This is a genomic window from Aquamicrobium sp. LC103 (assembly GCF_001014615.2).
GTDB lineage: Bacteria > Pseudomonadota > Alphaproteobacteria > Rhizobiales > Rhizobiaceae > LBCQ02.
Genome location: NZ_LBCQ02000014.1, coordinates 30479 through 45140 on the forward strand (window position 1 = coordinate 30479; position 14662 = coordinate 45140).

Here is a 14662-nt window from a genome sequence, read left to right on the forward strand (position 1 = left end):
TTGCCCCTCTCCTATCTCGTCAGGACGACACCGGCGTCGGTGGGAAACGAAATCCAGGCGCGATCGCTCCAGGTGAGCGCATCCTCGACCACGCGCGCGGCATTGACCGCGCTGGTCTTCACGATCCGCCCGTCGTCGAGCTTTACGTGGTAGACGGTCATGTCGCCGAGATAGGCGATGTCCCAGATCTCGCCCTCGGCCGCGTTGAAGCCGTTGGCGGGCTTCCTGGAGGAGACCTTGATCTTCTCCGGCCGGATCGCGAACCAGACCGGCTGGCCGGGAGAGGCTTCCTCGCCGGCAATGTCGGTACGGATCGTCATGCCGCCATTGTCGGCGATCGTCGTGCCCTTGGCGTCGCGCTCGCGCACCACGCCCTCGAAGAGGTTCACCGAGCCGACGAAATCGGCGACGAAGCGCGAGGCCGGGGCCTCGTAGATTTCGGCGGGCGTCGCGACCTGCATGACCTCGCCCTTGTCCATGATCGCGATGCGGTCGGCCATGGTCATGGCCTCTTCCTGGTCGTGGGTGACCACCACGAAGGTGAGGCCGAGTTCCTGCTGCAGGTCCATGAGCTCGAACTGGGTTTCCTCGCGCAGCTTCTTGTCGAGCGCGCCTAGCGGCTCGTCGAGCAGCAGCACCTTCGGCCGCTTGGCGACCGAACGGGCGAGCGCGACGCGCTGGCGTTGCCCGCCTGAAAGCTGATGCGGCTTGCGCTTGGCGAACTTCTCGAGCTTGACGAGCTTCAGCATCTCGGCCACGCGCGCCTCGATCTCCGGCTTGGGCATACCGTCCTGCTTGAGGCCGAAGGCGATGTTGGCCTCCACCGTCATATGCGGAAACAGCGCATAGGACTGGAACATCATGTTCACCGGCCGGCGATAGGGCGGGATGCCGCTTATGTCCTGTCCGTCGAGCAGGATGCGGCCGGAAGTCGGCTGCTCGAAGCCCGCCAGCATGCGCAGCAAGGTGGTTTTGCCGCAGCCGGATGCGCCGAGCAGCGCGAAGAACTCGCGCTCGTAGATGTCCAGTGTCAGATTGTCGACGGCGGTGAAGTCGCCGAAGCGCTTGGTGATGCCCTCGAACGAAATATAGGGCCTGGCGGCAGGATCGTTCCACGGAGCGAAACTCCTGCGAATGCTGCCGAGCGATTTCATGTCCCTATCCGATGCTCCCCAAAACACATGCGGGACGAAAGAAAAGCCCCGGCAGGATGCGCCAGGGCTTCGTTCGCAATCTTATTGGCCGGTGACGATCTTGGTCCAGCTCCTCGTCACCTGGCGCTGGAACCGCGGCTCGTAGGGCTGGATCGTGAACAGCTTGGCGAGCGCTTCGTCGTCAGGATAGATCGAGGGGTCGTCAAGGATTTCCTTGTCGATGAACTCCTGCGAAGCCTTGTTGCCGTTGGCGAAGTAGACGTAGTTCGTCGCCTTGGCGATGACCTCGGGTTCCATGATGAAATTCAGGAACTCGTGTGCCTCCTCGACATTCTTGGCGTCGGCGGGAATGGCCATCTGGTCGAACCACATTTCCGCGCCTTCCTTCGGCACGCTGTAGGCGACTTCCACGCCCTGGTCGGCTTCCTCGGCGCGGTCGGCGGCCTGGAAGACGTCGCCCGACCAGCCGATCGCCACGCAGATGTCGCCATTGGCGAGCGCGTTGATGTATTCGGAGGAATGGAACTTGCGCACATGCGGCCTGACCTTGAGCAAGAGCTCCTCCGCCTTGGCGAGGTCGTCCGGCTCGGTGCTGGTCGGCTCGATGCCGAGATAGGCGAATACCGTCGGGATCACGTCGGTCGGCGAATCGAGGAAATAGACGCCGCAGCTCGCGAGCTTGGCGATCTGCTCCGGCTGGAAGACGACATCCCAGCTGTCGATCTCGTCGATGCCGAGCGCTTCCTTCACCTTCTCGGTATTGTAGCCGATACCGACCGTGCCCCACATATAGTTGATCGAGTAGTCGTTGTTCGGATCGTAGCCGGCGGTGCGTTCCGAAACCACGTCCCACATGTTGGAGAGGTTCGGCAGCTTGTCCTTCTGCAACTTCTGGAACACGCCCGCCTGGATCTGCCGCGCCAGGAACTGCGCCGTCGGCACGACGATGTCGTAGCCGGAACCTCCCGCGAGAAGCTTGGTCTCGAGGATCTCGTTGGAATCGAAGACGTCGTAGACGACGCGGATGCCGGTCTTCTTGGTGAACTCGTCGATGATCGAGGAATCGATGTAGTCGGACCAGTTGTAGACGTTGACGACGCGCTGTTGAGCATTCGCGGCGAAGCTCGTCGCCAGCACGCAGGCGGACGCAAGCAGGATTGCCTTACGGATCATCTTATTCTCCTCTTTGCCGGAGCAGCATGTGCCCCTACCCCTGATCCCGGCTCGTTTTCATGGAAAATCAGGCCGGGTTTATCATTGAGCCTATTGGCCTTTTTGCAGTGCGACAAGCACCAATTCGCCGCGCTGCCTCAAAGATACGTGCTGCGCTCCAGCGGCGTGATCTCGCTCCAGAACGCGATGATTTCGGCGCGCTTCAGGTCGCGATAGACCTTGGCGAGGAGCGGCCCGAGCGCGCGATCCACGAAGGTGCTTTTCGCCATCAACTGGAGGGCGTCGTCCATGTCGTCGGGCAGGAACAGGCCTTCGTCGTCATAGGCGTTGCCTTCCACCGGCGGCGGCGGGACGTAATCGTTCTCGATGCCCTCGGTCATTCCCTGGATGATCGCCGCCATCACCAGATACGGATTTGCGTCGGCGCCGGCGATGCGATGCTCGACGCGTCGGTTCTCCTCGTTGGACACCGGGATGCGCAGCGCCACGGAGCGGTTGTTCTCCGCCCAGACGGCGCGCGTCGGCGCGTACGAGCCCGGCGTGATGCGGCGGAAACCGTTCCAGGTGTTGATGAAGAGCAGCAACGATTCCGGCATGGTCCTGAGCAGGCCGGCGACCGCCGCTTCCAGCTTCTTGCGCCCGGAGGGGCCTCCGAAGATGTTGCGGCCGTCCGCGTCGAGCATGGAAGCGTGGACATGCATGCCGTTGCCCGCATATTCGAGGAACGGTTTGGCCATGAAGGTCGCCGTCAGGCCATGCGCGCGGGCGCAGCCGATGACGATGCGCCACAGCATGATCACGTCGTCGGCCGCGCGCAGCGGATCGGCGCGGTGCTTGAGGTTGACCTCGAACTGGCCGGGCGCGGCCTCCTTGATGATCGTGTCGATCGGCAGGTTTTGCGCGGCGGCGGCGTCGCGGATCATGTCGAACAGTTCCGCGTGCTCGGCGAGATCGTCGAGCCCGTACATGCGCAGCCGGTCCGGCCCGGCCGTGGCGCCCACGGGACCCGGCATGCCGTCGTCCCAGTCGAGCTGCGGGTCGAGAAGATAGAATTCGAGCTCGAACGCGACGACGGGGAAGAAGCCGCGCGCGTTGACCTCGGCCACCTTGCGCTTCAGCACCTGCCGCGGATCGGCCATGAAGGGCTCGCCCTCGGGGCTGAAGGTCTGCAGCAGCACCTGCGCCGTCTTGCGCTTGGCCCAGGGAACGATCGAGAGGGAGCCGCGCGTCGCCCGGCAATAGCCATCCTTGTCACCGGTCTCGATGTGCAGTCCGGTCTCGACGACCTCCCGGCCCCAAACGTCGAGCCCGTGCAGCGACATCGGAAAATTGACGCCTTCCTGGAAGGCCTTCTTCAAGGCGTCGCCCGGCGCCCACTTGCCGCGCATGACGCCGTTCGGATCGACCATCAGGAATTCGACGGCCTCGATGTCGGGATGTTCTTCGATGAAGGCCCGATATTCGTTTTCGTGATCGGGCGAAATGAACCGCTTGTCCGGAGGCGGAGAAAGCGCGCTTGCCGGCGCTTCAGATGCGGTTTGGTGCTTCTTGGTTGGACGCTTGTTCCCGGGCTCCAATACGCCCGTCGACATGTTTCGCAAGATGAGCCTGTCACGTTGTTGACGATGACATAGCCTCCTCTGCGGCTCGGAGCTTGTCAATGGGGAGAAGGCATTCCCGTCACGCCCGGCCTGGCGGGGCGCATCTGGCGGCGGAATTCCAGACCGATATGGGTGAGCAGCGCGGCGAAGACGATGGCACCGCCGATCATCGTGCGCTGCGACGGGATCTCGGAATGAACCAGCCAGACCCAGACGGGGCCGAGCAGAGGCTCGAAAGTGCTGATCAGGGCCGCGTAGGCGGCCGGGATCATCCGCGCGCCGGTCGCGAAGAAGGCAAGCCCAAGGCCGAGATTGAGCGCGCCGAAGGCGAACAGGAAGCCCATGTCATGGCCGGTGACGGCAAAGGAAGACAACTGCGTGGCGGCGAACGATCCCGCGATCATCGTGCCGAGGCAGGTCGCCGGCGTCATGCGCACATGCGCGTAGCGGCGGGTGATGACGGTCGCGCAGGCGAAGACGAAGGCGATGGTGAGCGCCAGGCCATCGCCTATCGGCGAGACGCTGCCGTCGAAGGATTCCGAAACCATGATCGCCACGCCTGCGATGACCGCCGCGATCGCCACCCAGGTGGGCGTCGAAATCCTTTCGCGGAAGAGGATGAAGGCAAGCAGCGCGGCGATCAGCGGCGCGCCCGCCTGCATCAGCAGAATGTTGGCGACGGTCGTGTAGCCGAGCGCGACGACGAAAGAGGTGGAGGCGGTGGCGAAGCAGCAGGCGACCGCCACGCCCGGCAGGCCCATGTTGGCGAAGAGCCGCACCGTGCCGGCAACGCCGTCGCGCCAGAACATGTAGCCGAGCAGGAAGGCGGCTGCCCAGAAGGAGCGCCAGAACACCACCACCCACGAATCGTCGACCTCGATGAAGCGCTCGATGGCCCCGCCGAAACTCCAGAAAAGCGCGGAAAGGAAGACGAGGAGAAAGCCGATGCGCTCGTCGCGCGAGCTCACCTCCGCCGGCGCGGGCGCGGCTTCACGCGGTGGCAAAGTCTCGGCCATGGCAGTTCGGCTCGGCAAGGGTTGCGGCGCTCCGCAACGTCGGCGCGCTAAGCTTCGCCTAACGCGAATTGCCAACCGCCCGCATGGTCCAGCGTCTCCATCTCATTAGCACACGGTGAAGGAAGAGGCAGGCTGCGGACTTGCGATCTCCCACCGTCATGGCGGAGTATCGGCAACGATCATCGATGGCACGAGGGAGAACCGTATGAAGGCCGCTTGGTATGAAAGGAACGGCAAGGCACGTGAAGTGCTCGTTGCCGGCGAAACGGAAACGCCGCGGCCGGGAGTCGGCGAGGTGCTGGTGCGGCTTTCCACCTCCGGCGTGAACCCTTCCGACGTGAAGAGCCGCGCCGGACGGCCGCTCGCCTTCCCGCGCATCGTGCCGCATTCCGACGGCGCGGGCGTGATCGAGGCTGTCGGCGACGGCGTCGACAAGGCTCGGATCGGAGAGCGCGTGTGGACATGGAACGGTCAGTGGAAGCGCCCGTTCGGCACTGCCGCCGAATTCATCGCGCTGCCCTCGGCTCAGGCCGTGCGGCTGCCCGACAATGTCGATTTCGACGCGGGCGCCTGCCTCGGCATTCCCGCGCTCACCGCGCTCCACGCGGTGGAGCTGCATGGCGATATCGCCGGCAGGACCCTGCTGGTCACAGGGGCGGCCGCGGCGGTCGGCGACTATGCCGTTCAGATCGCCAAGCTGCGCGGCGCGCAGGTCATCGGTACGGCTTCGGCCACGCGCGCCGATCATGCGAAAGCCGCCGGCGCCGACCATGTGATCGACTACAAGACCGAGAATGTCGCCGAGCGCGTCAGGGAGATCACCGGCGGCCGGGGCGTGGACGCGGTCATCGACATGGATCTTTCGTCCACCGCGGCCCTCCTGTCCGAGGGCGTGCTCGCGCCGCACGGCAAGATGGTGTGCTACGGCTCCAACGTGCCGGGCGATATCCCGATTTCGTTTCCGGCAATGCTGTGGGGCAGCCTCACGCTCCAGGTCTTCGTCGTCTACGAGCTGCTGCCGGAGGAGAGAAAACGGGCGGTCGGCGAGTTGAACCGCCTGCTCCAAGCCGGCGCCTTGCGCCATTCGATCGGCGCGACCTTTCCGCTTGCGGAGATCGCGGCCGCGCACGAAACCGTCGAAAACGGTCGCATCACCGGCAATGTGGTACTGAAGATCGATTGAGGATGCCCGGCTCCGTGGGCGGTCATCGGCGGTCGCCGAAACATTTCCCGCTTTTTTCGGGGTGACCAACTTTCACTGAAAATCAAAAGCCGAAAGGCCGGTCACCATCTCGTCGAGGCCGAGAGGACGCGTGACCGGCGGCTCGGCACGGGCAAGGCAGCCGGGCCGCTCGCACAGGCGACAGGCGGGTCCGACAGGCGTCGCCTTCGATCGTGCCTTTCCGCCCGCGCCCGGTTCTCCCGGCAGCGCGGCGGCATAGACGACCTCGTCGCGGAAGGCGATGTCGCAGGCAAGCAGGATCGCGGTGCGGCGCGGGCGTTCCGAGAACGCGCCCTGCGGGCCTTCCAGCGTGCGCGCAATGGTGAGGAACTCCGCGCCGTCCGGCATCTCGACCGCCTCGACGAGGATCTGCCCCGGCTGTGCGAAGGCCGCATGGACCGGCAGCTTCGGGCATCCTCCGCCGAAGCGGCTCTGCGGGAAGCCCTGGCTGCCGGCCTTGCGGAAGCGGTTGCCGGAATTGTCCACCTCGAGCATGAAGAACGGAACGCCGGAAGCACCCGCTCTTTGCAGCATGGTCAGCCGGTTCGCCGCCTGCTCGAAGGAAACGCCGAAACGCGAGCGCAGCACGTCGACGTCGTAGCGCGCCCTCACCGCCGCCGAAAGGAAGGCCTGATAAGGCATCATCAGCGCATGGGCGGCATAGCGCGCCAGCTCGAAGCGGGCGAGGCGGCGTGCCTCGTCGGAGGAAAGCTTCAGCGCCTTGATCTCCCCGGCGATCCCCACCTGCATGCGGATGAGCGAGGCCTCCATCGCCACCTCGCGCAACTGATCGAAGGGCGAGAGCCTTTCAGAGATGAAAAGGCGCTGCGAGTGCCGGTCGTAGCGGCGGCGCCAGTTCGGCATGGTGGCGACGGGAAGCACCTTGACCACGATGCCGTGCTCACGCTTCAGCCAGGCTTTCAACGCCGCCATCAGCTCGTCGCCGGGCTGCAACAGTTCGATGAAGGCCTCGGCCTCCTCCTCGAGCGCGGTGAAATGGTTCGCCCGGCGCTCGAACACCTCGCGAACCTCGTCGATCGGCAGCCGCGCGGCCGAAAGCGTCGTGGCGTGCCCCTCATGCGCCAGCAATTCGGAAAGATCGGAAAGCCTGCCGGCCTGCTCCTTGTAGGCGCGGAAGAGCTTGATGATGGCCGCCGCCGCGTTGGGAGCCGCCTCGGCGATCTCCACCAGTTCCTGGTCTCCCGGCAGCTCGCCGGCAAGCAGCGGATCGACGAACACCTCGCGCAGCGCCGCGATCGAGCCGCCGGCCTCGCCCTGAAGCTCGTCGGGGTCGATCTTGTACACCGAGGCCAGCCTCAGGATGAGCTGCACCGTCAGCGGTCGCTGGTTGCGCTCGATCAGGTTGAGATAGGAAGGCGAGATGCCTAGCCCTTCGGCCATCGCCGTCTGGGTCAGGCCCTTCTGGTTGCGGATGCGCCGGATGCGGGGGCCCGCAAAGATCTTCTGCTCAGCCATGGCACGGTTCCTGTTCCCTTTCCTCGACGGAAAGTGTCAGCCGCCACATTTCCTCGATTTTACAAACCTTCACAATCCAGACCAGCCCCTTCATCGATTTAGATATTTACAACATTCACAAATTTACAGCGCGCCATTGTAAAACTCAAGACAGCGTTACCCGAATTTTTCGAATGTTTTCGCCATTTTCCTCGTTCTTTGCTGCAGTGCGATGTAAATCTCGTCGCGTTCAGATTGCCATTCGGCACCAACAGCAATGAATTCCGCGGAGAAGGCTATGACTGATTTTTACAACCTCGTCCCCACGGCTCCTGAGGGCCGCTTCGACGGCATCGAGCGCCCTTATGCCGCCGAGGACGTGAAGCGGCTGCGCGGTTCGGTTCAGATCAGGCACAGCCTTGCCGAAATGGGCGCCAACCGGCTGTGGAAGCTCATCCACGAGGAGGATTTCGTCAACGCGCTCGGCGCGCTGTCCGGCAACCAGGCCATGCAAATGGTGCGCGCCGGCCTGAAGGCGATCTATCTTTCCGGGTGGCAGGTCGCCGCCGACGCGAACACGGCCTCAGCGATGTATCCGGACCAGTCGCTCTATCCGGCCAATGCCGCGCCGGAGCTTGCCAAGCGCATAAACAGGACGCTGCAGCGCGCCGACCAGATCGAGACGTCGGAGGGCAAGGGCCTTTCCGTCGACACCTGGTTCGCGCCGATCGTCGCCGACGCGGAAGCCGGCTTCGGCGGCCCGCTCAACGCCTTCGAGATCATGAAGGCCTTCATCGAGGCGGGCGCGGCGGGCGTCCACTATGAGGACCAGCTCGCTTCGGAGAAGAAATGCGGCCATCTGGGCGGCAAGGTGCTGATCCCGACCGCCGCCCACATCCGCAATCTCACCGCCGCGCGCCTGGCGGCCGACGTGATGGGCACGCCGACCCTGGTGATCGCCCGTACCGACGCGGAGGCCGCCAAGCTGCTCACCTCCGACATCGACGAGCGCGACCGGCCCTTCGTCGACTACGACGCCGGCCGCACCGTCGAGGGTTTCTACAATGTCAGGAACGGCATCGAGCCCTGCATCGCGCGCGCCGTCGCCTACGCGCCCTATTGCGACCTGATCTGGTGCGAGACTTCCAAGCCGGATCTCGAGCAGGCGCGCAGGTTCGCCGAGGGTGTCCACAAGGCGCATCCCGGCAAGCTGCTCGCCTATAACTGCTCGCCGTCCTTCAATTGGAAGAAGAACCTCGACGACGCGACGATCGCCAAGTTCCAGCGCGAGCTGGGCGCGATGGGCTACAAGTTCCAGTTCATCACGCTGGCCGGCTTCCACCAGCTCAACTACGGCATGTTCGAGCTGGCGCGCGGCTACAAGGACCGCCAGATGGCCGCCTATTCGGAGCTGCAGGAAGCCGAGTTCGCGGCGGAGACCAACGGCTACACCGCGACCAAGCATCAGCGCGAGGTCGGCACCGGCTATTTCGATGCCGTGTCCATGGCGATCACCGGCGGCCAGTCGTCGACGACCGCGATGAAGGAATCGACCGAGCACGACCAGTTCCGCCCGGCGGCGGAATAAGGCCGAGGGAACGCCCGAGGGCGAAGGACGCAACAGGAGAAGACCAATGGCACCGAGAACGCGAGTCAAGGAAAGAGCCGAGGAGCAGTCCTCGACCATGAATTCCGACCAGCAGGCGGCCATCCGTATGGTGGCTAACGACCTGCACCGGCTGAACCAATCCGTCATGAAAGCGGTGGAGGCGGGCGTGTCGGTGGAACTGGTCCGCTCCGCCCGCCATCATGGAGGCAACGGCAATTGGGGCGATCTGCTCATCCCGGTGATCGTCGCCAATATCCCGAGCGGCGCATAGAAGCCCGCTGAAACAAGTGCCGGGGCGGCGTCGATTACACCGGTGGCGCCCCGCTGATTTTGCGTGGAAGACGGGTTTTACCTGATACTTTCGGTCAGGAAGACGGGAACCAGCTTGACATCCAGGCGCGAATTGCGACTATCGGTTGCAATACCGCATCCCTCACGGGGGCCAGGAGGTCGGTAGCATCCCAATGTCTCAATCGAAACGGAAACAGGACGACGGCGCACCCGGTCCGACCGCGGCGGCCCGAGACATATTCAACCATGAACTCGTCCTCGTGGTCGGCTCGTCTCCCGTCAACCGGATCGTGATATCGCGCATCGCCGAGCGTGCCGGATTGAAGACGCTCTCGGTCGATATCGACGCAGCGGCGGCCGCGCTCGCCTCCCGCTCTCCCGGCGTGGTCCTTCTCGACGGCGGCCCGGACAACGGCGATTGCGACGACCTGCTGGAGGAGCTGGCGGCGCGGCGGCTTTCTTCCGGCGACAATCTTCCCTTCGTGGTCATGCTCTCCCCCGTGCTTCCGCCCGAGGGGCGGCATCCGAACAGCACGATCGACCTGGTCGTTGCCAAGCCGATCACGCCGGACCGGCTGCAGCCCATCCTGCAGAACTACCGGGACGGCATCGCCGGCTGAAAGACCGCGGATAACGGCTTTATCGCGGGCTCCCCTTTCCTTCCGACCCGCAGCACGGCTATAGTTCGTCCATCTCAAACGATCCCTTGGTGATTGATGCCCGTCCAGAAGAAGGAATCCCGACAGCCAGGTCGCGGAGGACGCGCCCGTGTGCCCACATTCGTGAAGAACCAGCGCGGTGTCAGGAACTGGAAGGAGGCGAGCGGCTGGCTCGAATGGCGCGGCATCGAGGACATCGAATGCATCACGCCGGACCAGGCGGGCGTTGCTCGCGGCAAGATGATGCCGTCGAAGAAGTTCACCTCCAACACCTCGCTCGCCCTGCCCTCGGCGGTCTTCATGACCACGATCTCCGGCGGCTACCCCGAGGACGGCAACGGCTTCGCCTATCCGGAAGACGATGGCGACCTGAAGCTGCTGCCCGACCTCTCCACGCTTTCCGTGGTGCCATGGGAGAGCGACCCCACCGCCCAGGTGATCTGCGATCTGGTGCACCAGGACGGGCGCTCCGTCGAATTCACCCCGCGCAACGTGTTGAAGCGGGTCGTGGCGGCCTACGCCAAGCACGGGCTGAGGCCGGTGGTCGCCCCAGAGATAGAATTCTACCTGGTGCGGAAGAATCCGGATCCCGACTATCCGCTCACGCCTCCGGTGGGCCGCTCCGGCCGGCCGATCGGCGGCGGCCAGGGCTATTCGATCGCCGGCGTCAACGAGTTCGACGAGCTGATCGACGACATCTATCATTTCTCCGAGGGCCAGGGCCTGGAGATCGACACGCTGATCCACGAGGAGGGAGCCGGCCAGCTCGAGATCAACCTGCGCCACGGCGACCCGGTGGAGCTGGCCGATCAGGTCTTCATGTTCAAGCGCACGATCCGCGAGGCGGCACTGAAGCACGAGACCTATGCCACGTTCATGGCGAAGCCCATCCAGGGCCAGCCGGGTTCGGCGATGCACATCCACCAGTCGATCGTCGACAAGAAGACCGGCAAGAGCATCTTCTCCGGACCGGGCGGCGAGGAAACGGAGGCGTTCTTCCACTTTATCGGCGGCATGCAGCGGCACATCCCCAACGCGCTGGTAATGCTCGCGCCCTACGTGAACTCCTATCGCCGGCTGACGCAGGCGGCCTCGGCGCCGGTCAACACCAAATGGGGCTACGACAACCGCACCACGGCGTTCCGCGTGCCGCGCTCCGACCCGGCCTCGCGGCGCGTGGAGAACCGCATTCCCTCGTCCGACGCCAACCCCTATCTGGCGCTTGCCGCCTCGCTCGCCTGCGGACTTGTCGGCATGCTCGAAAAGATCCCGTCGGAGGCTCCGGTCGGAACCTCGGTGAACGAGGACGAGATCGAGCTGCCGCGCGGCCTTCTGGAGGCGGTCGAACTGTTCGAGGCCGACGACAAGCTGCGCGACATCCTCGGCGATTCCTTCGTCTCCACCTACGCGGCGATCAAGAAGGCGGAGTTCGAGACCTTCATGGAAGTGATCAGCCCGTGGGAGCGGGAGTATCTGTTGTTGAATGTGTGAGGAAGCGAAGAGGAAATAGCGAGTAGCGAATAGAAGCTCCCGCATCCTCGACGTCGCCCTCACAACTACTCGCCATTCGCTATTCGCCATTCGCCATTCGCCATGACCCACACCTCCCCCATCTCCCCCGGCTATTCTTGGTACGAAGCTACGGTTCCGGAGCGGCCGGAATATCCGGCGCTCGACGGCGACCGGCAGGCCGACGTCGTCGTCATCGGCGGCGGCTTCACCGGACTTTCGGCGGCCGCGCATCTCGCCAAGGCCGGCACGGATGTCGTCCTCATCGAGGCGCACCGCTTCGGGGACGGCGCCTCGGGGCGCAATGGCGGGCAGTTGGGCACCGGGCAGCGGGCATGGGCGGAGGAACTGGAGGCGGAACTCGGCTTCGCGCGCGCCAAGGCGCTGTTCGATCTCGCCGAGGAGGCCAAGGCGCATCTTCTGGAATTCGCCGCCGCCAACGAGATCGACATCGACTACATGCCCGGCCAGATCTCCGTCGCCCACAAGAAGCGCTATGTCGACGCCTACAAGGCGCATGCCGACATCATGGCGGAACGCTTCGGCTATCCGCACATCACCTTCCTCGACGCGGAGGAAACCGCGAGGCGTCTCGGCTCGACGCATTATTTCGGCGGCACGCGGGATGCCGGCACCGGACACATCCATCCGCTGAAGCTGGTTGTCGGAACAGCGCGCGCGGCGGCGGCGGCCGGCGCCAGCCTCTTCGAGAACACACGCTCGACCGGCATCACATCGCAGGGCGGCAAGGTCCGTGTGACGACGGAGCGCGGCACGATCACCGCCGACAAGGCGCTGATCGCCGTCAACGCCTATGGCGGCGATCTCGAACCGGTCAGCGCCGCGCATGTCATGCCGATCGGCTCCTTCATCGGCGCGACGGTGCCGCTGGGCGACGACAGCCCGGTCATTCCCGGCGGCGAGGCGGTGGACGATTCCCGCTTCGTGGTGCGCTATTTCCGCAAGTCCAAGGACGGGCGCCTCCTTTTCGGCGGGCGCGAGATCTACGCGCCGGGCGACCCGCAGGACATCGCCATCCATATCCGCAGGCAGATCGCCGAGATCTATCCGGCGCTCAAGGACGTCGAGATCACCCATTCCTGGGGCGGCTATGTCGGCATCACCATGCCGCGCAAGCCGTTCGTTCGCGAGGTCATGCCCAACGTGATATCGGCGGGCGGCTATTCCGGCCACGGCGTCATGCTGTCGAACTTCACCGGCAAGCTCTACGCCGAGACCGTGGCCGGCAATCGTGACCGGCTGAAGCTGCTCGAGGAGTTGAAGATCCCGCCCTTCCCGGGCGGCCGCGCCCTGCGCTCTCCGCTGCTTTTCCTCGCGCTCAACTGGTATGCGCTCCGGGACCGGATCTAAGGATCGGCCAGAAATCGTCGATTGCGGTGTCGCCTCGCTCGCCGTGGGGGACGTCCGCTCATCCCGCTCCCCATGCAATTGCATTGTGCAACTGGTTGTACCATAAGGAGTGATGCGATTGTGCAACCGGTTCCATCGAGGCCAGCGGCAATGAACGAACAGAAGCGGTCGGGATGCCCGATCAACCTTTCGCTGGAAGTCTTCGGCGACAAATGGAGCCTTTTGATCCTGCGCGACATGATCTTCGGCGGCCGGCGGCATTTCCGCGAGTTCCTGCGCCTGCAGGAAGGCATCTCGACCAACATACTCGCGGACCGGCTGAAGATGCTTCTGGCGGAAGGAATGATCACCAAGGCGGACGACCCCAGCCACAAGCAGAAGGCGATCTACAGCCTCACCGAAAAGGCGATCTCGCTGGTGCCGATCATGGCGCATCTGGGCGCGTGGGGACGCAGGTGGCTGTCGGTGACGGAGGAATTGTCGATCCGCGCGCAACTGCTCGAGGAGGGCGGGCCGGCGATGTGGGAGGATTTCATGGCCGAGCTGCGCGCCGAGCAGATCGGCCCCGACGCACCGGGAGCGCGCATCGCACCGCCCGGCTCCTCGGTGCGCGACAGGCTGCAGGCGGCCTATGAGGACGTGGTGGCGCGGAACCGCTGAAGCGTCATCGTTGCGAAAACCGCACCTAGAAAGACGGGAAGCGGTCACGCGCCCTCCCGTGCGCTCAGATGCAGCGGCCGCCGTCGACCTCGAGCGCGACGCCGGTGATGAACTCCGCCTCGTCCGAGGCGAGCCAGAGCGCTGCATTGGCGATGTCGAGCGGCGTCGACAGGCGGCCCAGCGGGATAGAGGCGCGGAACTTGGCGCGCAGCTCCGGCGTGTCCTCGCCCATGAACTGCGCCAGCATGCCGGTCTCGCCCGCGACGGGGCAGAGGCAGTTGACGCGGATGTTCTTCGGCGCGAGCTCGATCGCCATCGACTTGGTGGCGCTGATCGCCCATCCCTTGGAGGCGTTGTACCAGACGAGGCCCGGACGCGGGCGCAGCCCGGCCGTCGATGCCGTCGTGATGATCGAGCCGCCGCCCTGCTTCTCCATGATCGGCACCACGGCGAGCGCGGCATGGTAGATCGCCTTCATGTTGACGGCGGTGATGAGGTCGAACATGTCCTCCGGCACGCCCAGCATGTCGCCGTTGCGGTGGGTGTAGCCGGCATTGTTGACCATGATGTCGATGCGCCCGAACGCCTTCATCGCGGTATCGACCATCTCGGCGATCTCGGACTTCTGCGACACGTCGGTCTGGACGCAGACCGCTGCCTCGCCGATTTCCCCCGCGACGCGCTCCGCGCCCTTGATATTGAGGTCGGCGACGACGACCCTGGCCCCCTCCTCGGCGAAGCGCTTCGCCATTCCCTCGCCGAAGCCCGACGCCGCTCCGGTCACGATGGCGACCTTATCCTTGAGACGGTTCATTCCTTCCTCCTTGTTCCGGACGGCAGCGATACATTGGCGCGCTTCACCGTCACCACACCCCGTTTCCGGTCTGGTCATTGTCCCTCGACACTCTCGAAACGAGATCGAAGGGAAGACGGGCGGCCGAA

13 protein-coding genes are annotated in these 14662 nt (G+C 64.7%); 7 read left to right on the forward strand and 6 right to left on the reverse strand.

The window, feature by feature from the left end:
• Positions 1 to 11: 11 nt before the first annotated feature.
• The 4 genes from XW59_RS24285 to XW59_RS24300 all read right to left on the reverse strand — a co-directional run bounded on the left by XW59_RS24285 (position 12) and on the right by XW59_RS24300 (position 4944).
• Positions 12 to 1154 carry an ABC transporter ATP-binding protein gene (locus tag XW59_RS24285; protein ID WP_047148579.1) on the reverse strand — a complete coding sequence of 381 codons (1143 nt, stop codon included), beginning with the start codon at positions 1152 to 1154 and terminating at the stop codon, positions 12 to 14.
• Positions 1155 to 1235: 81 nt separating this feature from the next.
• Positions 1236 to 2327, reverse strand: coding sequence for a polyamine ABC transporter substrate-binding protein (locus tag XW59_RS24290; RefSeq protein ID WP_047148578.1), 1092 nt, complete (start codon positions 2325 to 2327; stop codon positions 1236 to 1238).
• Between the two features lie 137 nt (positions 2328 to 2464).
• Positions 2465 to 3919 carry a glutamine synthetase family protein gene (locus XW59_RS24295; RefSeq protein WP_082137814.1) on the reverse strand — a complete coding sequence of 485 codons (1455 nt, stop codon included), beginning with the start codon at positions 3917 to 3919 and terminating at the stop codon, positions 2465 to 2467.
• Positions 3920 to 3984: 65 nt separating this feature from the next.
• Positions 3985 to 4944: a DMT family transporter gene (locus XW59_RS24300; RefSeq protein WP_137327088.1), complete on the reverse strand. Its 960-nt coding sequence runs from the start codon at positions 4942 to 4944 to the stop codon at positions 3985 to 3987.
• A 205-nt stretch (positions 4945 to 5149) separates the two neighbouring features.
• Here XW59_RS24300 and XW59_RS24305 point away from each other — a divergent pair, with 205 nt between their 5' ends.
• Complete coding sequence (locus tag XW59_RS24305; protein ID WP_047148576.1) at positions 5150 to 6127, forward strand: NADPH:quinone reductase; 978 nt, start codon at positions 5150 to 5152, stop codon at positions 6125 to 6127.
• A 72-nt stretch (positions 6128 to 6199) separates the two neighbouring features.
• On the opposite strand, the gene XW59_RS24310 is transcribed toward XW59_RS24305, so the two are convergent.
• Entirely contained in the window at positions 6200 to 7642 is a 1443-nt protein-coding gene (locus XW59_RS24310; protein WP_047148575.1) for a helix-turn-helix domain-containing protein, read from the reverse strand.
• A 277-nt stretch (positions 7643 to 7919) separates the two neighbouring features.
• Between XW59_RS24310 and aceA the strand changes: the two genes are divergently transcribed.
• The 6 genes from aceA (at position 7920) to XW59_RS24340 (ending at position 13720) form a co-directional block, all read left to right on the forward strand.
• Positions 7920 to 9209: an isocitrate lyase gene (gene aceA, locus XW59_RS24315; protein ID WP_047148637.1), complete on the forward strand. Its 1290-nt coding sequence runs from the start codon at positions 7920 to 7922 to the stop codon at positions 9207 to 9209.
• 46 nt (positions 9210 to 9255) lie between these two features.
• A complete protein-coding gene (locus tag XW59_RS24320; protein ID WP_047148574.1) occupies positions 9256 to 9501 on the forward strand; it encodes a hypothetical protein in 246 nt (81 codons plus the stop codon).
• Positions 9502 to 9694: 193 nt separating this feature from the next.
• Complete coding sequence (locus XW59_RS24325) at positions 9695 to 10141, forward strand: response regulator (protein ID WP_246666200.1); 447 nt, start codon at positions 9695 to 9697, stop codon at positions 10139 to 10141.
• Positions 10142 to 10237: 96 nt separating this feature from the next.
• Complete coding sequence (locus tag XW59_RS24330; protein ID WP_047148573.1) at positions 10238 to 11671, forward strand: glutamine synthetase family protein; 1434 nt, start codon at positions 10238 to 10240, stop codon at positions 11669 to 11671.
• Positions 11672 to 11773: 102 nt separating this feature from the next.
• Positions 11774 to 13060, forward strand: a complete 1287-nt coding sequence (locus XW59_RS24335) for an FAD-binding oxidoreductase (protein ID WP_047148572.1) — start codon at positions 11774 to 11776, stop codon at positions 13058 to 13060.
• Positions 13061 to 13210: 150 nt separating this feature from the next.
• A complete protein-coding gene (locus XW59_RS24340) occupies positions 13211 to 13720 on the forward strand; it encodes a helix-turn-helix domain-containing protein (RefSeq protein ID WP_047148571.1) in 510 nt (169 codons plus the stop codon).
• Positions 13721 to 13784: 64 nt separating this feature from the next.
• Here XW59_RS24340 and XW59_RS24345 read toward each other — a convergent pair whose 3' ends face one another.
• The gene (locus XW59_RS24345; RefSeq protein WP_047148570.1) at positions 13785 to 14534 is read right to left on the reverse strand and encodes an SDR family oxidoreductase; all 750 of its coding nucleotides are present in this window, start codon (positions 14532 to 14534) and stop codon (positions 13785 to 13787) included.
• Positions 14535 to 14662 lie beyond the last annotated feature (128 nt).